Below are 24,032 nucleotides of genomic sequence, written 5' to 3' on the forward strand. Positions count from 1 at the left end.
AATAGCAACATTGGTTTTAAGACAACAAAAATGTAATGACAACACAATCTTCAGGATGGAAATCCGCTTTTACTGCATTTTTAGATCGCCGTGCGTTGATCATGCTGTTTTTGGGTTTCTCCGCAGGTATTCCAATCCTGTTAATTTTCTCGAGCTTATCTTTATGGCTAGGAGAAGCAGGTATCGATAAGAGCGCTGTGACTTTTTTTAGTTGGGCTGCTCTGGGATATTCATTCAAATTTGTTTGGGCCCCTTTGATAGATGAGTTACCCGTACCAGGGCTGACCAAACTGTTAGGACGTCGACGTGCATGGTTATTAATCGCACAAATTTTAATTATTTGTGCGATTTGTATTATGGCATTTTCAGATCCATCTCTTGGTCAGAGCTATCTTTACCAAATGGCTGCGGGTGCTGTGCTTTTAGGTTTTTCTGCTGCAACACAAGATATTGTGATTGATGCCTATCGTATTGAGCTGGCAGAAACGCAAATGCAAACGGTATTGGCTTCAACTTATAACGCAGGCTACCGCATCGGCATGATCGTTGCGGGCGCGGGTGCATTATTTTTAGCGGCTTATTTGGGTACAGCCAAAGGCAACTATATTTATGAGGCGTGGAAGTGGACCTATTTAGCAATGGCGGCGGTCATGTTGGTCGGAATTACAACCACTTTATGTATACGTGAACCACAAGTGGATCGGGTGCGTAAAGAATATAAACGGGTAGATTATTATCGTTTGGTGGCAGTTTTCTTTGTGTCTGTGGTGAGCTTTGTACTGAGCTATATTTATTCAGGCAACTTAACTGAAATGCTGATTCAGCTCTGGTCGATCAAAGATAGTTTTGCACTGTTTTGTTTTGAGGCTTTACGTTTTATTGGCTCTGGTGCTGTTGCATTTTTAGTGGGTTCAAGCCTAGTCAAAATGGGTGCTGTGAACAAACAAATGGCCTATGAAACATGGGTGAATCCTGTTGCAGACTTCTTTAAGCGTTATGGCGTGAAATTGGCGTTGGTATTGCTGTTGTTGATTGGATTTTACCGTATTTCCGACATTATTGCAGGTGTGATCTCCAATGTGTTTTATCAAGACTTAAACTTTACCAAAGAACAGATTGCTGAAGCGGTGAAAGTTTATGGGGTGATTTTTAGTTTGGTTGGTGGTTTTTTAGGAGGACTACTGGCGCAGCGTATGAACATCATGAAATTGATGTTTGTCGGAGCAATCTTGGCCAGTTCAACCAATCTCATCTTTATTGGCTTGGTCAAATCAGGACAACCTTTAAATGATGTTGTGATCAATGTCGGTGAGCAAAGTTTCAAAACTCAAGCGGATGAGACAGGTGCATGGACAATTAAGGTTCCTGTTAAGCAGCTTCAGGCAAATGAAAGTCTAACTGCAACGGCCAGTTTTCAAAATGATACTTCACAGCCTGTCTCGGTCACATTGCCTTATATCAGTCAAACGGGTGCATCTAGGGTATTGCTGTTGCTTCCGATCACGGCTGATAATGTGATTAATCAACGAGAGTCTGAAGGAAGCATCGTGGTAAGAGGTCAATACCTTGCTACACTGGCTGAAAACCAAAGTATTAAATTGAGCTTAGATGGTCAAAGCTTTGATACAAAGTTAGACAAAGAAGGTGTATTTAGTGCGGCAATCCCTGTGAAACAGCTCCTTGATTCAAACTCTAAAAAGCTGAATGCTGTATTGATGCAAAATGAGCGTGCGCAACAACACACTGCACTGAATTATCAGGTGGATCCTGCAGCTGAAAAATCTGCAACTCTAGATGTTGATCTTCAGCCAATCAACTTGAATAAAGCAGTTGATGGACAGTTAGAAGTTAAAGGGAAGGTGATTAAGGAATATAGTTCAAACTGGCTGTATTTTGCGATTATTGTCGATAACTTGGCATCAGGTTTAGCCGGTGCTGCATTTATTGCATTTCTATCAAGTTTGACCAGCGTATCTTTCACTGCTGTTCAGTATGCGATTTTTAGTTCATTGATGACGTTAACACCTAAAATTCTAGGTGGATATTCGGGGACAATTGTGTCCAATATTGGCTATCCAAATTTCTTCTTGCTGACCACACTCATTGGAATCCCAATTTTAATCTTAGTGGTCTGGGTGGCGAAACTTCTACGAGAGCATGCCGCTGAACAAAGTTAAAGCATCGACTTGTCTCGAATTAAAAAAGTAGCTCTTGTGGCTACTTTTTTATGGTTGAGGTTTGAAATATAGGACGGTTTTGCCTATATTGGTGGCTGAGAATAAATCATGAGGAAATTCCATGCGCATGCTACATACCATGCTACGTGTAGGCAATTTAGAACAATCTTTGGCGTTCTATACTGAAGTGCTTGGTATGACTTTACTTCGTAAGCGTGATTACGAAGAAGGTCGTTTTACTTTGGCATTTGTGGGTTATGGTGATGAAGAAAATCATACGGTTTTAGAGCTGACACATAACTGGGATACGGACAGTTATGAATTGGGCAATGCTTATGGTCATATTGCTATTGCGGTAGACGATGCATATAAAGCTTGTGAGGAAATCAAAGCGCGCGGTGGTAATGTCGTGCGTGAAGCTGGACCAATGAAGGGTGGTGTAACGGTTATTGCCTTTGTAGAAGATCCGGATGGTTATAAAATTGAACTGATTCAACAAGATAGTAATGCACGTAATAACTAAGCCGTTATTAGGTCATATGCAGTGTGTATGCACAGTATTAATTAAAAAAATATTGAACATATCCTGTAAAAGCTAGCTTTACTTATATAGCTCAGTAAGATGAATTTACCCAAAGGTAAATGAGTCACTGGGCTTTTTCATTTTTAGAGGAATGACAGGATGTTGGTATGTTGAAATTATTGGCACTCGATCGGTTTACGTTATTGCTATTTGTTATGGTGCTCTTAGCCAGCTTAGTCCCTGTTTCAGGCCAAGCCGCCAGTGTATTTGGTGTATTGACGACGGTCGCGATTGCTATATTATTCTTTTTGCATGGCGCTAAACTATCCCGTGAAGCGGTGATTCAGGGCATGATGCATTGGAAACTCCATGCTTTGGTTTTTGCATTTACCTTCATCCTTTTTCCCGTTTTAGGTTTGCTTGCTAAACCTGTATTGGTACCACTACTTGGGCAGGAGTTGTATTGGGGCTTTTTGTTTATGTGCTTTTTGCCATCGACAGTACAGTCTTCAATTGCGTTTACTTCGGTCGCGCAAGGCAATGTGGCTGGGGCGGTATGTAGTGCTTCATTCTCAAATTTGATTGGGATGTTTATTACCCCTGTGATGGTGGCTTTTTTTATTTTGGGGCAATCAGAGCATGGTTTTGATCCAACCTCGTCTATACTTCAAATTACCTTATTGCTGCTAGTTCCGTTTGTCCTTGGGCAGTTACTTCGACCATATGTATTTCCGTATATGCAGAAAATGCCAAGCATCGTCAAAGCATTCGATCAGGGTTCGATATTAATGGTGGTGTACGGTGCTTTCAGCAGTGCTGTGGTAGCGGGCCTATGGCAAGAGGTGAGTGTTGGTACGTTAATCCTATTGATTATTGTGTGTTCAGTCTTATTGACGATTATTATGTTGCTTGGGTTGTTTTTACCACGTTGGTTAGGCTTTAACCGTGCCGATCAGAAAACCATTTTTTTCTGTGGTTCAAAAAAGACTTTGGCTAGTGGTGTTCCAATGGCACAGATTCTTTTTATTGGACAACCTTTGGGGATGATTGTTTTACCGATTATGATTTTTCATCAAATCCAGCTGATGGTGTGTGGGATTATTGCTAACTATTGGGCCAAGCAATCTGAAATTGAAACGAAAGAATAATTGGCTATCTGATACTATATCTCGTATAATATTTGCCACTTGTTGTGCTTAGCTCTGACGGTATCCGTCTCGGTGGGCCAAAAGAATGGTCTGTTATGGTGTTGATCTGCAACTTAATTTAATTAAGTGGTCCTTTCCTCAATTTTGAGAGTGATCAATTGCGATGACAGCAAAACCTTCTTTAATTTTTATGGAGTAATCGACGATGCGCGCCGATATTCACCCAAAATACCAAACTTTAGTTGCTACATGTTCTTGCGGTAACGTAATCGAAACTCGTTCAGCACTTGGTAAAGAAACTGTTTACCTAGACGTATGTTCAGCTTGCCACCCATTCTACACTGGTAAGCAAAAGAACGTTGACACTGGCGGTCGTATCGACAAGTTCAAACAACGTTTTGCTGGCATGTCACGTTCTATCAAACGCGACTAATAGCAAAAGAAAAAAACGGGCATTTGCCCGTTTTTTTATGCCTATGATATTTGAATACAGAGTCATAGGGCTGCTAGTTAGACCATATAATAAAAGACCCCGTATAGGGGTCTTGAAATTTAGAGGTTAGTATCCAAGGTCAAAGCTTTACTGATCCTGCACATCAATCAGATGATCGAGTTTCTTTTGGAAATAATCGCCTTGAATGAAGCGGGCATCGACATTCCATGCATTGGCAAATGACGTCATATCATTCAGATCACGTAACATAATTTGAATGTTTTTCAATTGATGATATACCGCAACTTTTTCTTGCAACTCTTCCGTGTTGGCGTCGCTACTGAGCATGCGAGTTAAGTTTTCATGTAAGGTGAGATTGTTGATATCGAGCTGACGTAGAATAGATTCACTATAAATGCTATTACCAAAGTCACGAATCGAAACTTCAGCACCATATTGGCGAAGCTGGGCAATGTATTTTTGCGCTTCAGCAATGTTCTGGCTGATATCATCCTCAGAGAACTGAAGGGTAATTGGGTGACTTAACTTACTGCGTACAATGGTAATCAGTTTGGCGATAAATTCAGGGAAAGAGCGGTCATTCAACAGTACGGCTTTGTTTAAATTTACAATCAACTTTGCTTCAGGATACTGAGTGATAAAATTGTGTAGCTGTTTACACGACTCAACTAAAATCCAGCGGTCAAGTTTAATAGACAGTTCGTGGTCTTCACTTAACTCTTTGAGGCTCGATATATTTTTCCACGTATTACCATAAATAAAGCCACTAGTAACTTCATAGGTGTATAAATTAGTGTCTTCTTTGTCGTAAAGCTGTTGATATTTAAGATGAATCTCGCCACGCTCTAATGCAAGATGTAAGGCTTTAAGCACCGTAGGTTCATTTGCTGTTTTTTGAGTGTCTAAAGTATCGCTGACAGTAGGGTTGATCAACTCAATCACAGGCATGTCAATACTGGCTTTTTGCTCAATTTCGCAATCGTCTTGATTGGTCGGTAAAGCGGTTTTAAAGGCTGAGCACAATAAGTTTTCAAACTGATCTTGATTTGAAATTTCACCTTTCAATAAAGTATAGCCAATGCGCAAATTTACTGGATAGCTATTGTTTTCTACGGTAATGAGTTGTGGTTTGGTGAGCGCATTTAACGCAATCAGCTTAGATTCAAGTTTGGCCTGTGATTCTGCTTGGAATAAACCAACGATGGTTTGCCCACCCGCCTTAAACAGAGGAATATGAGTTTGTTCATTTAAAAAGCTGTAAATATTGTTAAAATAATCACGCGTGGTTGCCCAGTTGGCTTTAAAAATTTCATCTGGACAAGAGCTGAGTGCAAAGCTAACTAAGGCATTCAGATCAGAAGGTTGTTTGGTCATAGCACGGTTAATTTGTTGATACGTATTAGGTTGTATCGCATGATTTTCAGTGTTGACTGATGGAGCAGCAGAGCGTTCAGATTCGGCTTCAATCGTCAGTTGGAGCGCATCATCTTCAGGCGCAGTTAAAAACTCAACTTTTAAAGGATTGTGAGTTTGGGCATTGCTATTGAGAGTAGCAACTTCAAAAGCACCTAAATCAAACTGACCTTGTGAAATTTTCTTAAAACGGATTTTAAAATCGTTTACATCTTTCGGCTGGAGAATATCAAGCAAAGGTTGACCGATAATATCATCTTCAGAGCTTAAGCCGAACAGTTGTAAGTATTCAGCATTGGCTGAAACATGAATCCCTTCTTGAATTAAAGCAATGGCTTTATTACTTTCTTCAACTAAAGCCTGTGCTTGGTTTTGCGCTGTTTCAAGCTCATTCATGAGTTGTTGTTGGCTTTGCAATAAACGACTTAATGACAGTGCACGCAGTAGACCTAAGTAAAAGTTATCCGCTTCTTCTAAGTCCAAAATATCATAGACCCCTTTACGAATAAAACTTGCGTATTGGGTTGATTGATATTCATCGGGCTTTAATAAAATTAGTGGTAAATTGACTTGGTTAGAGTTGCGAATCAAAGTTAGTGCTTGTTCATACTTTAGGTCATAGGCGCGACCAAAAATTACCACGTCCCAAGGCAGATGAAGCTGTTTTTCAAAGTTTTGTAAGTCATCCAGTAAGGTGGCATGGACTTGATGATCGCTAGAAGTTAAAAGGTCACGAATTTGGTTATAACGGATCTGATTATCATCAATAATGAGTAAACGTGTTTCCGTACGTTTTAACTTTTTAGATAATAATGGATTTCTCACTTCAATGCTTCCCATAAATCGTGATTCTTAATAGCATTCATTTGCTTTTGAATAAAACTTTGAACCAATGGCTCTTGTTGGTCATTCAACAATTCATAATCAAAACGAATAAAACTTTGCGTAATTAAATGTGCTTTTACTAAATAAATTTTAAGATCTTCATCACCTAGGCGTAAGTGAATGGTTTGTTTTTCTCTGTACATATTCGAACCTGGCACAATGAGGCTGGTTTGTACTTCGTCTAGTTGGGACGTTTGTACCAATAATGCAGGCTGATAGTTCTGAGTAGTTCGGTCTGTTTTTACCATAACAGCACATGGGAAAAGATCTTGCGCTAAGATTTCTAAACCCAGTTCCAAGCTTTTCTCACTTGATTGTTTAATCCAGCGAATCACACCACCGCGCCATTGGCTATGTGCATTTTCTTGAACCAAAATAAACTCACCTGTTTTTAAATGCGCAGGTGTTGGTCCAGTCCAGCGAATACGGTAACCATTCACACTAATATCTAAAACTTCGGCAGGGTAGATTTGTTTCGACTCACGATCAATCATACGAGCAGAACTTGTTTCCACAGGAATATTACTGTTCATGGAGTTGATCAGGTGACTTTCATTTTGAAAGTTGTAGTTACCTTCTAGCTCTAAAGTTTCATTAAAGTTCTTGCCTTTAGACAAATAGAAATGTGCGACTGACAGGCCAAAACAAATTTGTAATTGGGCCGAGTATTCATATCGTTCATGCTTACGTTCAATATTATTGGTCAATAAGTTATGAATGTGAAAATGCAAAGCAGGGGTAAGGAAAATCTTCTCATCACGCGACAGTGGCTCAGCGCGTTTGGTTTGCATCTCCGAGAGATGATCAAGCAGAGCTTGTGTCGATATAAAAATATTCGGCTGAATATGACTATTTTTTTGAGAATTATAGGTCGGCGGGTAGTCTTTTGATGCATCGACAATATAGCGAGATAAGGTGGTTTCTTTAGGTAATATTTGAATCAGCTTAGCCCAATCAAAACTACACAAAAATAGTCCTTGAATTTCACCTGGACGGATTTGATGGGTATTAAAAATATCCAATAGAATGAGCTGCGCATAGGCTTGGCTAATATTGTTGAGCTGATGCTGCGTGCCTTGTATTTGATTAATGTTGGTCAAATAGAAGTTATTTTGGATAGCAGAATCTAAGAGCTGATGAGCTGCTAGCCACTGCCCCGGAATAGGAGAACTATAGAGCAAGTGTTGTTGGTACAACAACAGTGACAGTTGTTGTAAAGCATAATAACTCGATACGGTTCGAGCCGTTTGTAGGTTCTTTTTTTGATTAAAAGCAAATAGAGAAAACTTATTTTGAGTGATTTGCTGAGAAACACGTTTTGCAATGTCGATATAGACTTTAGCAAAATGACTACGCATTAATAAGGCAAGCTCAATAATATGGTCATTTCGGTCAGTGGTGATGAGGCCTTGATTAAAAAAATGTTTCTCTAAACTGGTAAGCACATTTTCCAAATTTGGATGCAGTACTTGAACTAAATCAAAGCGAAGTGTTTCGCTGACTTGAAGTTCGGAGACTTCAAGTAATGCTTGAAATAAGGAACGAGAAGAGTCACCCAATTGTAAAATGGATAAGTTTGCTAACCATTCTTGTAAGCCTTTGACTGTGCTTGGGCAAAAACTAAGCTTATCCAACTTTAATTCGGTTGGTTTTTGGAAGATATCTGAAGTACTCGTCGTCATCATCGTTATTATTTAACTCAAAAAGTTGAAACCCCGAAAAGTGGTGTCTTATTCTTTTCTCCCGCAATTTCTCTGACCAGCTTGGGAACCAGATAGCCGGGTAGATTCGCCAATAATCCTTGATACAGCAAATCAATGTCTTGCGAGTTTAAATCAAAATGGTGAGCCCCTTTTACTTTATCTAAAACATGTAAATAGTATGGCAATACACCTGCATCGAATAAACGGTAGCTCAAATCTGTCAAAATTTGAACGTGATCATTGACCCCTTTCAACAAAACCGCCTGATTGAAAACGGTGATTTTTTCTGCGACTAATTGCTGTAATTGACGGCAGGTAAAATCATCCAATTCCGATGCATGATTTGAGTGTACCACTAGAATAATGCGCAGCCTACTGTTTTTTAAGATGGAAATTAGCTCATCATCGACACGGTTAGGCATTACGATAGGAACTCGTGAGTGAATTCTCAAAAATTTAAGTTGAGGAATACTTTCTAAGCGTTCAATCCATAATTTTATTTTACGATTGGACAGCGTTAAGGGGTCTCCGCCACTCAAAATGACTTCATTAATGTCAGGTTTCGACTGAATATAGTGTTGAATATTGATCCAATCTTCTGACTTTGGCAGGTTCTCTTGATAGGGGAAATGTCGACGAAAACAGTAACGACAATGAACGGCACATGCCCCAGTCAGCGTAAGTAAGAAACGAGTTTTATATTTGTGCAAAACACCGGGTTGTTGGTTGGCTTGTTCCTCACCCAAGGGGTCGGTCACGAAGTCGGGATGTTCTTCCAGCTCAAGATGATGGGGCAGGACTTGAAGGAGTAAAGGATCAAGCGGATTACCTTTTTGCATTCTTGTCACAAAAGCACGGGGAACACGGAGTTTAAATTGGGTTGATGCAAGCAGTGCGCCTGACAGCAGTTGCTCAGGAGAAAGCTCTAGAATGTTAAGTAATTCTAAAGGGTCAGTAATTAAATCACTGAGTTGAGCTTGCCAATTTTGCTCTTGGTACAAATAATGAGTCATGCAATAAGGGGTCAAATACTAGGTCAAAAGAAAGTTAGGTCATCAAATCGGGTGATGTCGAAACGAGTTGTTCGGATGTGCGTGGTCTAAAAAGGCTTTTTCAATACACAAAAACACGCGGAACAGGGCTATTTTATCAAGATCTTCGGCTTATAGGCAGTGGATTTTCATTGCTTCATAACACCTTGCTCATTTACAATACGAGGCATCAAAAAAGATGCCCTATCTTTATGGCCCTGCTTTACAAAGCTTTGGTGTCTAAGATAAAGACATAAATATTTAAGTTAGTTAGTTTGGAGTGCGCCAGTCATGGCCTATTATTCTACGAATGATTTCAAGTCAGGCCTTAAGGTTATGCTTGATGGTAACCCATGTTCAATCATGGAAAATGAATATGTAAAGCCAGGTAAAGGTCAAGCATTTAACCGCGTAAAACTACGTAATTTACGTTCTGGTAAAGTTTTAGAAAAAACATTTAAGTCTGGTGATTCTTTAGAAGCGGCTGACATTGTAGAAGTGGAAATGGAATACTTGTACAACGACGGCGAAATGTGGAACTTCATGGATCCTGTATCATTTGAACAGATCGCTGCTGACAAAACAGCAATGGGCGATGCTGCAAAATGGTTAAAAGATGATTCAAATGAAAAATGTACTATTATGCTGTTCAATGGCGTGCCATTAACAGTAAACCCACCAAACTTCGTGGTTTTGAAAATTGTTGAAACTGATCCGGGTGTACGTGGTGATACTTCTGGCGGTGGTGGTAAACCTGCAAAATTGGAAACAGGTGCTGTAGTACGTGTTCCATTATTTGTACAGCAAGAAGAAAGCGTTCGTGTAGATACTCGTACTGGCGATTATTTAGAACGTGCATAATGGTTTAAAAATAGACTATTATCGGAAGGGATGATGAAAATCATCCCTTTTTTTATGCCAAAGTATTAGATCAAAACAAGGAGATGCAGAGTAAAGTCGCAAAGGAAAACAGCAGTACCTCGAATAATTAAAGACGCTGATTGAATGCAACAAATATGAGGGATTGAAATGGAATCTGTTCAGCCGAAGTCAACCCTGACTTCAAAAATCATCTGGCTACTGGTAGCCATCGTCGGTGCAGTCTCTTTTGGGATATTGGCACTGAGTCGTGGTGAGCATGTCAATGCCATCTGGCTCGTACTTGCTGCGGGCTGTATTTATAGTATTGCTTATCGCTTCTATAGTTTATTTATTGCAAATAAAGTTTTTGAGCTTGATGAACGTCGCTTAACTCCCGCGCATCGTTTAAATGATGGTCTGGACTATGTTCCAACCAACAAAAGTGTTCTATTTGGACATCACTTTGCAGCGATTGCAGGTGCAGGTCCATTAGTAGGGCCTATTTTAGCAGCGCAAATGGGCTATTTACCTGGCACGATTTGGTTACTTGTCGGTGTCGTGCTTGCAGGTGCAGTACAAGACTTTTTGGTGTTGTTTATTTCTACCCGTCGTGATGGACGTTCACTCGGTGAAATGGCAAAGCAAGAGCTTGGAACTTTTGCAGGGATTGTGGTTATGCTTGGTGCGTTGGGGGTAATGATTATTATCCTTGCAGTTTTGGCACTGGTCGTGGTCAAAGCACTTGCACACAGCCCGTGGGGCGTATTTAGTATTGCGGCAACGATTCCAATTGCGCTCTTTATGGGGATTTACATGCGTTTTATCCGCCCGGGTAAAATTGCAGAAGTATCTATTATTGGTTTCGTTTTGATGATGCTCGGTATTGTCTACGGTGAAAATATTGCACAGCATCCATATTGGGGTGCGTTCTTTACACTGTCGGGCACTCAGTTGACTTGGGCGCTGATTATTTATGGTTTCGTGGCTTCAGCACTACCTGTGTGGTTATTGCTTGCACCACGCGATTACTTATCAACCTTCCTAAAGATTGGTGTTATTGCAGGTTTGGCAGTCGGTATTATTTTCGCAATGCCAGAAATGAAGCTGCCAGCATTCACGCAATTTATTGATGGTACAGGCCCTGTGTTTGCAGGTTCAATGTTCCCATTCTTATTTATTACCATTGCCTGTGGCGCAATTTCAGGTTTCCACGCATTAGTGTCGTCTGGAACCACGCCGAAACTTGTGAACAATGAGCGTGATATTCGTATGATCGGATATGGCGGTATGCTCATGGAGTCATTTGTTGCAATCATGGCTCTGATCTGTGCCGCAGTGCTTGATCCAGGTGTGTATTTTGCGATTAACTCTCCAGCCGCTTTACTGGGTACAAGTGTAGACACCGCAGCTGAAGCTGTTCGTAACTTAGGTTTTGTTGTTACTCCAGAAACATTAACTTTACTGGCTCAAGAAGTGGGTGAAAGTACCATTCTTTCACGTACTGGCGGTGCGCCAACTTTTGCTATTGGTATGGCTCACATCATTACGGAAATTTTCAATAGCCGTGAAATGATGGCGTTTTGGTATCACTTTGCCATTTTATTCGAAGCACTTTTCATCTTAACAGCTGTTGATGCGGGTACGCGTGCATGTCGTTTCATGGTGCAAGACACAGTTGGGATTGTGATTCCTGCGGTGAAAAACTCACATAACTTTTTCGGAAACTTGTTGGGTACAGCAGTTGCGGTTTCAGGGTGGGGCTTCTTTGTTTACCAAGGTGTCGTCGATCCGCTCGGGGGCATCAATAGCTTATGGCCACTGTTTGGTGTGGGTAACCAAATGCTTGCGGCAATGGCATTGATCTTAGGTACGGTTATCCTCTTCAAAATGAAGAAAGAGAAATATGTATGGGTCACGATTGTCCCGACAGTATTCTTGTTGGTAACCTGTATGACCGCGGGCTGGCAGAAAATTTTCCACGAAAATCCAAAAATTGGTTTCTTGGCACAAGCTGAACGCTTTAACAATGCAATTGCAAACAATGAAATTTTAGCACCAGCAAAAACGGTTGCTGAAATGCAAACTGTTGCGATGTCGAATCAGATCAATGCTGCACTGTGTGGATTCTTTATGATTGTGGCGATCGTGATGCTCTTTGCTGCGATTAGAGTAATTCGTCGTGCATTGGCAAGCCCAGTTCCGACTGTGCATGAAGCAGAAGCCATTTATCGTGATCCTGAAGACATTCAGCCATCAAAAGCTGGACATTAAGGAGAGTCAGATGAATCTAAAATTTGCTAAAAGTGGAAAAACGATGATTTATAAAATCATTAAAATGACCGTGATGTCGCAGAAAGATTTGATTCTGAACCCTAAAAATTGGTCTCGAATTGCGACGCTGTGGCAACGTTTGCAGCAAAGTTTCCGCTTGATGGTGGGGGTGCCTGACTATCCAAACTATTTGGAGCATATGAAAAAGCACCATCCTGATTTAGAAGCGATGGATGCTAAAACTTTTTATCGTCATTGTGTGGATGCGCGTTATCCATCTGCAACGAATGGCATGAAAAAGTGCCCATGTTAATATAATTAATCAATTCAAAGACGGCACTTCGGTGCCGTTTTTTTTGTGAAAATACTCAATTACATGCGGTTGCTCGTGTTAGATTCGACAGTGTACTTTTTGCATGAAGCAAGTTGTTACATCACGGCTTAAATCATAACGCAACACGGAGTGTGAGGCATAAAAGGTTCATGTTGTATATTTGACAGCTTTTGATTGTTATAGTTCTTAAAATACTGGAATGTTTGCAAAGGGAAATTGAATGAAAATATATATTTATGGTGCTGGAAGCATTGGGTGTTATTTAGGCGGAAGGTTGGTTGCTGCAGGTAATGATGTTACTTTTATCACGCGTCCACGTATTCATGCAGAGCTTCCCAATGGGGCTTAGTCTTAACTGATTATTTAGGCAAAAAGATCAAACTTGCACCTCATCAACTCAAACTAACGACCGATCCTGCTCAGGTTGTGAATGCTGATGTTGTTTTTATTTGTGTGAAATCGGCAGCAACGGAACAAGTTGCGCATGAACTTAAAGAATATTTAGGAACTAAAATACCGCTGATCATCAGCTTTCATAATGGTTTAAGCAATGTCCCTATTTTAAAAAGGGTTTTGCAAGAGCAAATGATTTTAGAGGGAATGGTTCCTTTTAACGTCGCCACGCAAGAAGCTGGGCATTATCATCAAGGTACCTCTGGTGCATTAAGTGTTAAGCAATATCCGAATCAAAATTTGCTTGAGAATGCATTTCAAAAAGCAGGGTTAGAGATTGTTTTTGAAAAAGACATGCCGGCTGTGCAGTGGGCCAAGCTTTTACTTAATTTAAATAATTCAATCAATGTATTGTCAAAAAAACCGTTAAAGGAACAATTGTCGATTCATAAATATCGCCCATGTGTGGCAATGGCGCAGCAGGAAGCCTTAGCACTGCTTGATTATGCACAAATTAAACCTGCAAAGTTAACCGCAGTTCCGACCCATTTGATTCCAAAATTACTGAGTTTACCCAATCCATTATTTAAATTATTAAGTCGTAAAATGTTGGCAATCGATCCACTAGCCCGGTCGTCTATGCAAGATGATTTAATTGCAGGTCGCCCCACAGAGGTCGACTGGATTAATGGTGAGGTTTTAAAACTTGCAGAGCAATGTGGTAGACAGGCTCCAATCAATGCACGACTCATAGAATTGATTAAGCAAGCAGAGAAATCATCTCTATCATTTTCAATGAGCGCAGATGCTGTAAAAGATCAGTTGAAATCGGCATCGAAACAATAGCTTGAGGTGAGGTAAGTCATTCATACGCAAATCATTGAATATTTATAAGGATCATCTTTGAGTATGGTTGAAAAACCTGTATGTTAAACCTTGATTTATATTTTGATTGGGGAGAATAAGGTGCTTTGGGGAAAAGAGAAAACGGTAGAAACGTTGCAATATGACATGCTCGATGAATCACAGTTAAGTATTTTTTATCCAAAAATCCAAGAATTCCTCAATCAAGTTAATCAAATCGTTTTAGATAAAAATCAACAAACCCAATTAGCCTTATGCAGCCTTTTAGCTGGTGGGCATATCTTATTTGAAGACTTGCCTGGTTTAGGCAAAACCACATTGGCCAGTAGCTTGGCCCATTTGGCTGGTCTTCAATTTAAACGGATTCAGTTTACCAATGACATGCTGGCAAGCGATGTGATTGGGGTGAATATGTTTAACCAAAAAGAACATCTGTTTGAGTTTAAGCAAGGGCCAATTTTTACTCAAATTTTACTCGCAGATGAAATTAACCGCTGTAGTCCGAAAACGCAGAGTGCGCTCTTAGAGGCGATGGAAGAGGGTGTGGTGACAATCGATGCAAGTCGTTATGTACTACCGCAGCCTTTTTGGGTAATTGCAACGCAAAACCCACTTTTTCAAAGTGGAACTTATGCACTACCAGAGTCACAGCTCGACCGTTTTCTTATGCGTTTATCTTTGGGTTATCCATCCCGTCAGGCAGAAAAGGCTTTATTGCAGCAACAATCCCGTCATGACTTGATTCAGCAGTTGATGACTGTATTTTCTGAACAAGACATTCTTGCCTTACAAACTTTGGTGCCACAGATTTATTTGTCTGAGGAAGTCTTGGATTATATTTTAGATTTGGTGGCTGAGACTCGTAAAGGTCGACATGGGTTATCTACACGTGGCGTACTGGCTTTGAAGAAAGCAGCACAAGCCTATGCTCTGGTTAAAGCCCGTGCATTTGTTACACCCGATGATGTACAGGCTGTATTTGTCGCAGTGACCGCGCATCGTATTGGGCTGGGTGAAGCTGAAACTGAGCAGCTTATGAAGCAAGTCAAAGTTCACTAATAGGATAAGCTGACGCATGCTGTGGCAAAACTGGATCAATAAACGCTTTAAATTTAAGGCTGAAAAACAACTGACCCAAAAAGATGTACTGGTGTTTATTTATCAGCAAGGATATGTATATGTGGTGCTGATTTTAATCACCTTTATTGCTGGGGTGAATTATGCCAATAACTTAATTTTAGCGTTTTGTTTTTTAATCAGTGCCGTGCTGTGTATGAGTTTTTATTTGACCTTTAAACAGCTACATGGGTTAAGTGTTGATCTTGTATTGCCTGAAATAGGGCAGGTTGAGAGTGCATTGCAATTACAAATGCATTTCAAACAACAGCATTCACAGCCTCGATACCTTTGGCTCGCTTATGCTGATCATATAGAACAGTTGTTTATTCAAGATACCCATCAGGTGGTCGATTTAAATTTTTTTCCAAAAGAGCGCGGACAGTTTAGTTTTCCCGAGATTAAAATTTACTCGACTTATCCATTTGGTCTCGTTCGTGCATGGAGTTATTTTTTTATCCAAGCACCTGTGTGGATAGCGCCTAAAGCTAAGTCTTTAGCGGCAGAAAATAAACAGCAACAGCACGGTTTTGAACCGGACATGGATGAATTTCGAGAATTACGAAATTTTAAAGAGGGCGACTCTTTACAGGCGGTTTCATGGAAACAAGTGGCACAAGGACAAGGTTTATTTATTAAAGTCTTTGAGCAACATCAGGATCAACACAGTTTAGACATTCACTATGCACATATGCCGAGTCCTTCGCATGAAGAAAAGTTAAGCTTGATGATGGGCTTGGTTGAACAATGTGAGCAGTTGCAGTATGCCTATGCACTGTATTTCCCCCATACTGAACTAGCCAAAGGGATAGGACGAGAACAATACCTTCAAGCCAAATTACTTTTGGCGCAGGCATAGCGAGAACAGTATGCATTCTTCTATTCGTATTGCCATTGTACTGACACTAAGTTTGATTTGGATCACACAACTAAGTTTTAGTCCTGTGCTATTGAGTGTCATTTTCGCCATTTGTATCGGCTGTCTATGGTATTTCATGAAATCCACGGGCAACCATTTCCCGAAATGGGCAATTTACATTTTGACCCTTGTTGTTCTAGCGGTCACTTTTTGGAGCTATCAAAGCTTTTTAGGGGTAGAAGCGGGCGTAGCTGTTTTAAGCATCTTTCTCTTTGCGAAAGCCTTAGAAACAAAAACGCAGCGTGATGTGATCATTTTGTTTAACTTTGCTTTATTTGTTGCGGCGAGTATGTTTTTATATAGTCAGTCATTTATGACGGCTGCCATGGTTTTGCTGTGTTTATTGAGTTGTTTGTTGGGGCTGTATCGAGTGCAAACCCATGCTTTTGCATCTGAAAACTCGAATCGTATGGCATTAAGGCAAGATGCAAAACACGTCATTAAATTTGTAGGTCTCGCACTGCCTTTTTTTGTGCTGCTGTTTATCTTTTTTCCGCGTTTACCCCCACTTTGGCATATTCCCATTCCTGAAAATAAAGCAGTGACAGGCATGAGTGACAGTATGTCACCTGGAGATATTGCGCAATTATCCCAGTCCAGTCATTTGGCTTTTCGTATTATTGGTGATGTCACTCAGCTCCCAAATCGTTCAGAGCTTTATTGGCGCGCGATGGTCTTAGATCAATATGATGGGCAAAAGTGGACCAGTAGTTTTATTAATCAACAAAGTATTTCGGATGATACATTAACGCAAATCTCTACATCCAAAAAATGGAACTATCAATATTTACCCGCTGATGTCGCGATTCCGTGGATTATGGCATTGGAATATTCACAACCCTTAGAGCGACGTTATCAGCTACGTCAGGATTGGAGTATTCAGGCTTATCGTCAAGTGCAGCGTGTGGAACCTATTGCATTGCAATGGATGGGAAATGTTCAATTTTCCCAAAGTGAATTATCTAAGATACAACGAAGCATAAACTTAAAAGCGCCTGAGCACATGGACTTGAAAGCGCAGCAATTGGCACAACAGCTGCTTAAGCAAAGTAACGAGAACCCGAAACGTTATATCCAAAATGTTTTGCAATGGTATCGCAACAATGGTTTTAGCTATACCTTGCAACCAGGTTTGTTGGGGCAGCATCGTATTGATGAATTTTTGTTTCAATCCAAACAAGGTTTTTGTGAACATTATGCTTCTAGCTTCGTGATGCTGATGCGTTATGCAGGAATTCCAGCACGTATTGTGGTTGGGTATCAAGGTGGTCAGCCTTCACCAAATGCAAAAAGTTGGGAAGTTCGACAGTTAGATGCGCATGCATGGACGGAAGTCTTTGTGGATGGGCGCTGGAAACGCTATGACCCAACAGCCATGATTGCACCGCAGCGTATTGAACAGGGTATGCAAGATTTAATGAGCCAAGATGCCAGTGTTTGGGGTGAGAGTAGTCGATGGAATGTACAGCGCTATTCGGTATTAAACAAAATCCGCATTTGGAGTGACTATGCAAGTTACCAATGGCAAAGTAAGGTGGTTGGCTATAATGCAGAGGCTCAACGAGGTTGGTTGCAGAAGCTAGGACTCCAATCCACTTATTCATTGGTATTGCTGATTATTATTAGCATTGGTGGGTTAGTTTTACTGTACTGGTGGGTTATATTTTGCCGTAAACGTGCTCAAACTTCTGAATATGACATTGTCATTCAATCTTTTTCTCGAAGCTTAACAACTGAGCAGCGTAAACAAGATGCCGAAACGGTAAACAAATGGTTGTTGCGTTTAGCTCAAGACGTTAAACCTGAACAGCAAGTTTTATTTAAGCAGGCGGCTGATTATTATCAGCAAATGCGTTATTCCAATAGGTTGAATTCAAAAAATATTCAACAATTTAAACGAGTGCTTAAAACTTGTGCATCTGCTTTAAAAAACAAGAAATAGCGCTTGTCATACTTTTTAAAAGTGAATATTATGCTTTTACTTCAGGTGTATAGCTCAGTTGGTTAGAGCGCTACGTTGACATCGTAGAGGTCTCCAGTTCGAGTCTGGATATACCTACCAAGATATACAAAGGGTTTACAAGCAATTTCAACGACTTGTAGGCCCTTTTTTTATGGTTTGAATTTTGTTGTTTTCCCTAGATATTTCAAAAAATAGTAGAAATAATTAATAAACTTCCCCAGAAATGCACCAAGATTTCCCCAATGAAAATCCCAAAGCCCGTAAAAAGAGGCGATGTTTACCGTATTCAAATCCAAATTGATGGAAAAAGAATCTCCTGTACCCGTGACACTATTAAAGAATGTGAGCATTGGGCTGCGACAAAATTTTTAGAGTCAAAAATTGCTACGAAAGAAGTAGAGCAAGGGATAAAGCCTAAATTTACCTTTAGAGAGTTGGTCGATCATTATTATGAGCACGTTGGCCAGTTTAGGGAGTCCAAGAGTTCAAGGAATTGGATTAAAGGACAGGTTAGTACCTTTGATGAGAAATTTGGCTTTCTGTCTGGTACATCGGTACATGATATTTCTCCCAAGCAATTAACCAACTGGCGTAATCGACGTTTGACTCAAGTTGGGGCAAATACTGTTTTAAAAGAGATCTCTTTTTATAGCGCAATTTTTACCTATGCTCAGAAAGAGCTATTTCTACTCGATGACAATCAATGGATGCTCATTACCAAGCCGAAGAAACCTAAGGCCAGATCTCGACGGATCCATCCGTCTGAAGTTGCACTGGTGCTGAAAGCACTAGATTATGAAGTCGGTGATACACCGGTTTTACCGCAGCACTATGTTGCTTGGGGTTTCTTATTTGCCTTAGAAACTGCCTTACGTCGTGGTGAGCTGATTTCACTAGAAAAGAAGGATGTGCATGAACGTCATATTCATCTGCCTAAAACAAAAAATGGTGAACCGCGCAATGTACCTTTGTCTGAAGAAGCCAGGGCACTACTCGATTTAATTAAACATGATGGAAAGAAAGTTATTCCACAGACTGAAAATGCCTTTCGGTTGATGTGGGAAAAGAGAAAAGCAGCGATTGGTCTGAATGGTTTGCACTTTCATGATACGCGCCATGAGGCGATTACGCGTATGGTACGGGTGCGTAAATTGCCAGTAGAGATTTTAGCGAAAATTACTGGCCATAAGAAAATTGAAGTCTTGGTAAATACTTACTACAACCCAAATGCTGAAGATTTGGTGGAAGCATTTAATCGAGAAAATTAAACCCGCACAAGGCGGGTATTTTTAATTCTTTTACTTAGTTTTTTCTACGGTTATGGGTGCGTGTGTTCTTGGTGAGCATGGCATCTGCCATTTCTGGATCGTATAAATGTTTCCCACAAGTTCCCTGGTTAATAGTGGCCAGTTTGGTTCTAACGGTCGTGTTAGATAAACCATACTTTTTAGCAAGTTCTGATGCCGACACGAGTTTACGTTTACCCAAATTTAATGCAGTCACTTTGCCACCAAAAAGCTTTTGCCCCAATAAAATTTCAGGTGCTCGGTCGGCTTCAACCGTAATCACATACTCAGCCATTTATGCCTCCCTGTTTTTCTATTGCGTGAAATTGTGCATGAGTTAAGTCTATAGATTTACTGTTGTTTTGTATTTTCATGAGTTTGGGCTTCCTGAAATGGCAGGATTTTGGAATATCCAACAACGAACGGTATGTTCGCGTAAGGTTTTGTCCTCCAGGGCATTCTTAACTTCATCTGCTGGATAACGGTGGCTTTTAACTACTCGGCTCTTGTCGACAAATTTATAGCGTCGGCTGGCGGTTAAAAGATTCTTCATTTCTTTAATGTCTGGGAGCTGCTGATAGTTCTTCGCAGCGACTTTGTAGACTTCGTTCAAGTTGATGGCAATTTGATGTGCGTCATGGTCAAAATGGTTAATAGAAAACTCGGTAGACCGGCTTGAATTGAGGTATTCGTAAACGTCCCAAAATTGCTCCACCAATGGATGGTCACCATTGAGCTGTTTCACACGTTCATGCGCCATATCGAGTAGCATGTCTTGGGCTGCACAGACTTCTTCAAGGTCAATGACGTCATGCAAAATGTGTTTGGCCACAGCATCTATGAGTGCCGAAACCTGTGCATGGCAAAGGGCAATACGTGTATGGGTAATGCCATTGTTATGAAACTCTTTTTCGGTTTGCTCTAGTTTTTCGGCATAGGTTTTAAGAAAGGCGTCCTCATGACGGAGGCAATGGGTCATGTAGGTGCAAAGTACGTGTCAGAATTGCTTCAGATGCCTGAATAGCGGTGTTTTGGCTAATCATGATTGCACCACGAAACGGAGGCTCATAGGTCTCATTTCCTGCGGTTTTTAAGCCTTTTGAGCGAATTGCACGGCCGTTATAGGCGTCTTTTAATTCATCCCATGAAAACTTAGGCTTACCCACAGAATTACCGTTTTGGTCGTTACGGTCGCCCTCAATGAGTACGACAGGTAAGTTTGAGATTTGAGCAAAGTTACGATACACCGCAACATTGGTCGATTTGTTTGCATCGAAACCTTCATAGTCTGGTCGACCTGAAAGTTTCCACATAAATTCGATTAAACGTGACTTACCTGCACCCGCTTCACCGACGATTTCTATAAAGGGGAAAGAGCTGTGCATAGTGCGGATTTGCTCGGCAAAATATGAGCCTGTCCACCATGCTAAAGCGACCAGACCTTTGGCACCACGCACGCGGTAGAAGTCTTTCCACCATGTCGGTTTAAATGTGGACTTTGGGTTTAACTGAACATTTGGACTGTTGGCCAAGGTTTTTAATTCGATACGTCCGACTTTGTAGAAGTCATGGTCATTTATGTCGATGACATGTCCTTTATAAACCGCGTGTTTGTTGAAAATATAGGCCTGATATTCTTTGCTGTAGCCAATAAAGTCGATGGTTTTAACTTCACGTAAACGCTCGGTTTGATTTTTCATGAAGGTGAGTAGTTGATGGTCATTCCCCGTCCACCATGCACCTACCTGGACCGACAATAAACGCGGGGCAAACTTACCCCGTGCGGAAATTTGGTCTGCGGTAAAGGTCGCTTTGGCCTCGCTCTCCGGGTTTAAAATTTGGAAGTAGTACCAGGACTCATCGGTTATTTCATTCCGCTGAAAATACAGAGGGTTGAGCTGTCGATTACAGATTTCGGAAACCGCAGCACACTGCTGGAGTGCGAGCTCTCGTTTTTGGTTATCGAGAAGTAAATCGCGCTCTGGATCTGCCTCGATGCGTTCCAGTTCTTTAGTGTATTTGTCCATGTCGAGATTAAACCAGTACAAGCGGAAGTTATGAATAAACCAAAAGGTTTTTCTACGAGCATCTTTATAGTTATAGATGAGTAGACCTGCTTGCTCAGGTGATTCAGCTATGTGCAGTTCGCCATAATGTTTGTACTGGTCACGGTATTCGGAGTGCAGTTGGTCGCGTTGGTAGAGGTCGTTCCAGTCTAACTGACCAGATGGCAGGGCTGCGGTGGAGTTCCACTTTTCCTGTAATGCACGGAGGTGAAACTTCTTAATGGCTTTTTTGCCCGCTTTGTCGTTATCAAAAGCCCAACGTAGGCGCGGTCGGTCTTTTTTAAGTTCGATACAACGGTCGGTAATTTGCTTGAGAATGAGGCTTGGATAGTTTGAGGTCGAAAGCGTAGCAATACTTGGTTGTTTGCTAAAACTCAGGGCAATTGCGTTAAAAATACCTTCTGTAATCCAAATAGACTGTGCATTACACAGGGTGTCGAGCTGTTCTAACGTCCATGCATGTCCTTCGTACTTACCAATAAAGTTTGCTTTTTGACGTCCGAAGCGCTCTGGACGGTCGATAAAGCGTTCCCAATAAATACCACTTGCCAGTTTAAAGCGAATGGTTGCGGTGACTTCGTTTGGGTATTTGAGGTCGTTTCTAAAGAGTTCCTGCGTGTACAGACCTTTGAGCATGTTTGGGTCGAAACCACGGGCATGGAGTAGGTAGGCATCTGCTGCGGCATTTGGATTTTCTTTGGTACGCGGAAAGTCTTTTGACCAGTCTTTAAAAAGGTCTTCGCAGATTTCTTTGACGTGTTCTTCATATCCGCATTTGTTTAAGCGGGCGCACTTGACCACACGCGGGTTGACTGCATGTGTGTAGAGTTCTTTTTTACCGCAGTTCGGGCAGATGCCTTGACGATACCATTCTCCAACGCGTTTAAAGCTGAAGAGCTGATTCAGTTTTTCGTCTATGAGAACGTGAATATTTGACATTTAGACCCACTAAAATTTAACGGCTTAACTGTTTGAGTTTGTGTATTTTTTTGCATTTTTGTAGCAATGCGATGTTTATTAAAATGCTTTCATTACAATTGCGCATCGCTTGGAGGGTCTTGTAGTTCGGGATGATGTTTCACCATAAAGTCACGGATATAGATGGCAATTTTGGTGTCATTTTCGAATGCAATTTTCTTGAGGGCTTTTAACTGTTTTTTCGTCCAACGCACTTGGGTTAGTTCGGTGTGTTTTGGTTTTGTTTGAATGTTTGTTGAAGTCATGCGAAAATCACCATAAATCGTACTTAGATACTTAGTGTTTCTAAATTTAGTACTATTTATGATGCTTTATAAGTGCTTTTTTAGGAAAAAGTATGAAAAATGATGATTTAAATACTCGCGGTACACGTTTGCGAGATGAACGGAAGCGTTTGGGGATACAAACTCAAGAAGAACTTGCGGAAATACTTGGGGTAAAAAAGAACTCTATTGGACGTTTTGAGAAGCACAATGAGCCGCTGAATACTGACTATTTAGACAAGCTCGAAGCTCACGGGTTTAATATTCATTTTATTTTATGGGGTGAACAACCTGTAAAAAGTGGGGAGCTCTCTGAGGCTGAAGTAAAGCTAATAGAGCTGTACCGTCAGACGCGTGAAGAAATGCGTGGGGGATTAGTTTCACTTATTGAAACTTATGCGAATCAATTTAAATAATTTTTAAATCACTAATAAATATGTCAATAATTTTACAAGTATCTGCGTGGGTAATTTTAGCAGTTGGTTTTTTTGCACTGGGTCATAAGTTTTTTCCAAATTTAAAAAATTGGTTTACTACAGGAAAAGTTAGCTATGTTTGGTTAATTTCAATCACTTTAGGTTTGTTTGTATTGCTGACATATCCAATTTTTTTCAATTGGTGGGCAGTAAATTTCTGGAATGTTCCTGAAAATGAACTTACAGATTTTACTAAATTAGGACCACTTGGTGATATTTATGGAAGTTTGAATACAATAGTTTCATCTATTGCATTATGTGCAATTGCATTCACTACTTATCTTCAAGTTATTTCCTTAAAGGAAACAAGAAAAATTACTACTGAGCAAATGGATGAATCTAGAAATGCAATTTTTGCGACTAAATTTTATGCATTACTTAACTACAAAGATGAGAAGTTAAAAACACTAAGTGTAAAGAGAGATGGGATTGAATATTTTGGATGTCAAATTTTTGATTTTTATTTTTGTTACTTTGATAACCTCTTTAAAAAAGAGTGGAAGGAATTAACTACATATATTGAGCAGGATATATATTCCCACATAAGAAAGTGTGATTTAGAAGTAAACGATGGAAAAGAATTTTCTGATTGGTATGCACATTTTTTACAAATAGCTAATTTAATTGATTTTATTAATACAAGCGATTTAACAGAGAAAGATAAAGACTTTTATTTTAATGTATTACGCTCGTCAATGACGATGAGAGAGCAAATAACTTTATTTTGGATTGCACCTGTAACACCTCAAGTTTACGCTAAGTTAAAAAATGGCAGAATATTTAATCTATTTTTTAACAAAAAACTCGTTCACTATGGAATACAGTTTTACCAAGATAAAAATTTTGAATCTTTTAATTGGCAAAAAGTATTCGATGAAAAAAAAGAAACCCTAGCCTAAGCTAGGGTT

General features: G+C 40.3%; 18 protein-coding genes, 1 tRNA gene and 2 pseudogenes. 15 read left to right on the plus strand and 6 right to left on the minus strand.

From position 1 onward, the window contains the following. Positions 1–35: 35 nt before the first annotated feature. From HYI04_RS05915 to rpmE, 4 genes are all read left to right on the plus strand, one after another. Entirely contained in the window at positions 36–2,177 is a 2,142-nt protein-coding gene (locus tag HYI04_RS05915) for an MFS transporter (protein ID WP_178896007.1), read from the plus strand. A gap of 121 nt (positions 2,178–2,298) precedes the next feature. Next, a complete protein-coding gene (gene gloA, locus HYI04_RS05920; protein WP_010326466.1) occupies positions 2,299–2,700 on the plus strand; it encodes a lactoylglutathione lyase in 402 nt (133 codons plus the stop codon). Positions 2,701–2,867: 167 nt separating this feature from the next. After that, complete coding sequence (locus HYI04_RS05925; RefSeq protein ID WP_010326467.1) at positions 2,868–3,848, plus strand: bile acid:sodium symporter family protein; 981 nt, start codon at positions 2,868–2,870, stop codon at positions 3,846–3,848. A 205-nt stretch (positions 3,849–4,053) separates the two neighbouring features. Then, positions 4,054–4,281: a 50S ribosomal protein L31 gene (gene rpmE, locus HYI04_RS05930; RefSeq protein ID WP_004693579.1), complete on the plus strand. Its 228-nt coding sequence runs from the start codon at positions 4,054–4,056 to the stop codon at positions 4,279–4,281. Between the two features lie 147 nt (positions 4,282–4,428). On the opposite strand, the gene HYI04_RS05935 is transcribed toward rpmE, so the two are convergent. From HYI04_RS05935 to epmB, 3 genes are read right to left on the minus strand one after another with little or no spacing between them, the layout of a single operon-like run. Then, positions 4,429–6,555 carry an EAL domain-containing protein gene (locus tag HYI04_RS05935; RefSeq protein WP_058952069.1) on the minus strand — a complete coding sequence of 709 codons (2,127 nt, stop codon included), beginning with the start codon at positions 6,553–6,555 and terminating at the stop codon, positions 4,429–4,431. Next, positions 6,537–8,282 carry a hypothetical protein gene (locus HYI04_RS05940; RefSeq protein WP_029574994.1) on the minus strand — a complete coding sequence of 582 codons (1,746 nt, stop codon included), beginning with the start codon at positions 8,280–8,282 and terminating at the stop codon, positions 6,537–6,539. The genes HYI04_RS05935 and HYI04_RS05940 overlap by 19 nt, the downstream gene beginning before the upstream one ends. A 17-nt stretch (positions 8,283–8,299) precedes the next feature. Continuing rightward, the gene (epmB, locus tag HYI04_RS05945) at positions 8,300–9,316 is read right to left on the minus strand and encodes an EF-P beta-lysylation protein EpmB (protein ID WP_062034582.1); all 1,017 of its coding nucleotides are present in this window, start codon (positions 9,314–9,316) and stop codon (positions 8,300–8,302) included. A gap of 309 nt (positions 9,317–9,625) precedes the next feature. Here epmB and efp point away from each other — a divergent pair, with 309 nt between their 5' ends. The 9 genes and pseudogenes from efp (at position 9,626) to HYI04_RS05990 (ending at position 19,323) form a co-directional block, all read left to right on the plus strand. Then, entirely contained in the window at positions 9,626–10,195 is a 570-nt protein-coding gene (efp, locus tag HYI04_RS05950; RefSeq protein WP_004693574.1) for an elongation factor P, read from the plus strand. A 168-nt stretch (positions 10,196–10,363) separates the two neighbouring features. Next, positions 10,364–12,466 carry a carbon starvation CstA family protein gene (locus HYI04_RS05955; protein WP_010326470.1) on the plus strand — a complete coding sequence of 701 codons (2,103 nt, stop codon included), beginning with the start codon at positions 10,364–10,366 and terminating at the stop codon, positions 12,464–12,466. Positions 12,467–12,476: 10 nt separating this feature from the next. Continuing rightward, positions 12,477–12,779, plus strand: a complete 303-nt coding sequence (locus HYI04_RS05960; RefSeq protein WP_004693572.1) for a YbdD/YjiX family protein — start codon at positions 12,477–12,479, stop codon at positions 12,777–12,779. A 241-nt stretch (positions 12,780–13,020) separates the two neighbouring features. Next, a pseudogene (locus tag HYI04_RS05965) lies at positions 13,021–14,039 on the plus strand (2-dehydropantoate 2-reductase). Positions 14,040–14,159: 120 nt separating this feature from the next. Beyond that, a complete protein-coding gene (locus tag HYI04_RS05970) occupies positions 14,160–15,116 on the plus strand; it encodes a MoxR family ATPase (RefSeq protein ID WP_010326473.1) in 957 nt (318 codons plus the stop codon). Between the two features lie 16 nt (positions 15,117–15,132). Further along, positions 15,133–16,032 (plus strand): DUF58 domain-containing protein, encoded by a 900-nt coding sequence (locus HYI04_RS05975; protein ID WP_010326474.1) that lies wholly within the window; start codon positions 15,133–15,135, stop codon positions 16,030–16,032. Positions 16,033–16,042: 10 nt separating this feature from the next. Then, positions 16,043–18,034 (plus strand): DUF3488 and transglutaminase-like domain-containing protein, encoded by a 1,992-nt coding sequence (locus HYI04_RS05980; RefSeq protein WP_010326475.1) that lies wholly within the window; start codon positions 16,043–16,045, stop codon positions 18,032–18,034. Positions 18,035–18,077: 43 nt separating this feature from the next. Next, positions 18,078–18,154, plus strand: a tRNA-Val gene (locus tag HYI04_RS05985). Between the two features lie 143 nt (positions 18,155–18,297). Beyond that, positions 18,298–19,323, plus strand: a complete 1,026-nt coding sequence (locus tag HYI04_RS05990; RefSeq protein WP_010326476.1) for a site-specific integrase — start codon at positions 18,298–18,300, stop codon at positions 19,321–19,323. A gap of 34 nt (positions 19,324–19,357) precedes the next feature. On the opposite strand, the gene HYI04_RS05995 is transcribed toward HYI04_RS05990, so the two are convergent. The 3 genes and pseudogenes from HYI04_RS05995 to HYI04_RS06005 all read right to left on the minus strand — a co-directional run bounded on the left by HYI04_RS05995 (position 19,358) and on the right by HYI04_RS06005 (position 22,630). Beyond that, positions 19,358–19,636 carry an HTH domain-containing protein gene (locus HYI04_RS05995; protein WP_010326477.1) on the minus strand — a complete coding sequence of 93 codons (279 nt, stop codon included), beginning with the start codon at positions 19,634–19,636 and terminating at the stop codon, positions 19,358–19,360. Positions 19,637–19,711: 75 nt separating this feature from the next. Beyond that, a pseudogene (locus HYI04_RS06000) lies at positions 19,712–22,346 on the minus strand (toprim domain-containing protein). A gap of 92 nt (positions 22,347–22,438) precedes the next feature. Then, positions 22,439–22,630 carry a hypothetical protein gene (locus tag HYI04_RS06005; protein ID WP_010326480.1) on the minus strand — a complete coding sequence of 64 codons (192 nt, stop codon included), beginning with the start codon at positions 22,628–22,630 and terminating at the stop codon, positions 22,439–22,441. Between the two features lie 92 nt (positions 22,631–22,722). On the opposite strand from HYI04_RS06005, the gene HYI04_RS06010 reads away from it, so the two are divergent. Next, entirely contained in the window at positions 22,723–23,064 is a 342-nt protein-coding gene (locus HYI04_RS06010) for a helix-turn-helix transcriptional regulator (protein ID WP_010326481.1), read from the plus strand. Positions 23,065–23,084: 20 nt separating this feature from the next. Continuing rightward, positions 23,085–24,023, plus strand: a complete 939-nt coding sequence (locus tag HYI04_RS06015) for a putative phage abortive infection protein (RefSeq protein WP_058952068.1) — start codon at positions 23,085–23,087, stop codon at positions 24,021–24,023. Positions 24,024–24,032: the final 9 nt, after the last annotated feature.

Origin of the sequence: Acinetobacter sp. SwsAc2 (assembly GCF_013391465.1) — a bacterium.
Classification (GTDB): Bacteria; Pseudomonadota; Gammaproteobacteria; order Pseudomonadales; family Moraxellaceae; genus Acinetobacter; species Acinetobacter johnsonii.

What these genes read in the sequence shown, in the direction of transcription:
- HYI04_RS05925 (WP_010326467.1), top strand. Translation starts at nt 2,868, where the DNA reads ATGTTGAAATTATTGGCACTCGATCGGTTTACGTTATTGCTATTTGTT.
- HYI04_RS05975 (WP_010326474.1), top strand. Translation starts at nt 15,133, where the DNA reads ATGCTGTGGCAAAACTGGATCAATAAACGCTTTAAATTTAAGGCTGAA.
- HYI04_RS05980 (WP_010326475.1), top strand. Translation starts at nt 16,043, where the DNA reads ATGCATTCTTCTATTCGTATTGCCATTGTACTGACACTAAGTTTGATT.
- rpmE (WP_004693579.1), top strand. Translation starts at nt 4,054, where the DNA reads ATGCGCGCCGATATTCACCCAAAATACCAAACTTTAGTTGCTACATGT.
- HYI04_RS05960 (WP_004693572.1), top strand. Translation starts at nt 12,477, where the DNA reads ATGAATCTAAAATTTGCTAAAAGTGGAAAAACGATGATTTATAAAATC.
- gloA (WP_010326466.1), top strand. Translation starts at nt 2,299, where the DNA reads ATGCGCATGCTACATACCATGCTACGTGTAGGCAATTTAGAACAATCT.
- HYI04_RS05990 (WP_010326476.1), top strand. Translation starts at nt 18,298, where the DNA reads ATGAAAATCCCAAAGCCCGTAAAAAGAGGCGATGTTTACCGTATTCAA.
- efp (WP_004693574.1), top strand. Translation starts at nt 9,626, where the DNA reads ATGGCCTATTATTCTACGAATGATTTCAAGTCAGGCCTTAAGGTTATG.
- HYI04_RS06010 (WP_010326481.1), top strand. Translation starts at nt 22,723, where the DNA reads ATGAAAAATGATGATTTAAATACTCGCGGTACACGTTTGCGAGATGAA.
- HYI04_RS05935 (WP_058952069.1), bottom strand. Translation starts at nt 6,555, where the DNA reads ATGGGAAGCATTGAAGTGAGAAATCCATTATTATCTAAAAAGTTAAAA.
- HYI04_RS05995 (WP_010326477.1), bottom strand. Translation starts at nt 19,636, where the DNA reads ATGGCTGAGTATGTGATTACGGTTGAAGCCGACCGAGCACCTGAAATT.
- epmB (WP_062034582.1), bottom strand. Translation starts at nt 9,316, where the DNA reads ATGACTCATTATTTGTACCAAGAGCAAAATTGGCAAGCTCAACTCAGT.
- HYI04_RS06015 (WP_058952068.1), top strand. Translation starts at nt 23,085, where the DNA reads ATGTCAATAATTTTACAAGTATCTGCGTGGGTAATTTTAGCAGTTGGT.
- HYI04_RS05940 (WP_029574994.1), bottom strand. Translation starts at nt 8,282, where the DNA reads ATGACGACGAGTACTTCAGATATCTTCCAAAAACCAACCGAATTAAAG.
- HYI04_RS05915 (WP_178896007.1), top strand. Translation starts at nt 36, where the DNA reads ATGACAACACAATCTTCAGGATGGAAATCCGCTTTTACTGCATTTTTA.
- HYI04_RS05955 (WP_010326470.1), top strand. Translation starts at nt 10,364, where the DNA reads ATGGAATCTGTTCAGCCGAAGTCAACCCTGACTTCAAAAATCATCTGG.
- HYI04_RS06005 (WP_010326480.1), bottom strand. Translation starts at nt 22,630, where the DNA reads ATGACTTCAACAAACATTCAAACAAAACCAAAACACACCGAACTAACC.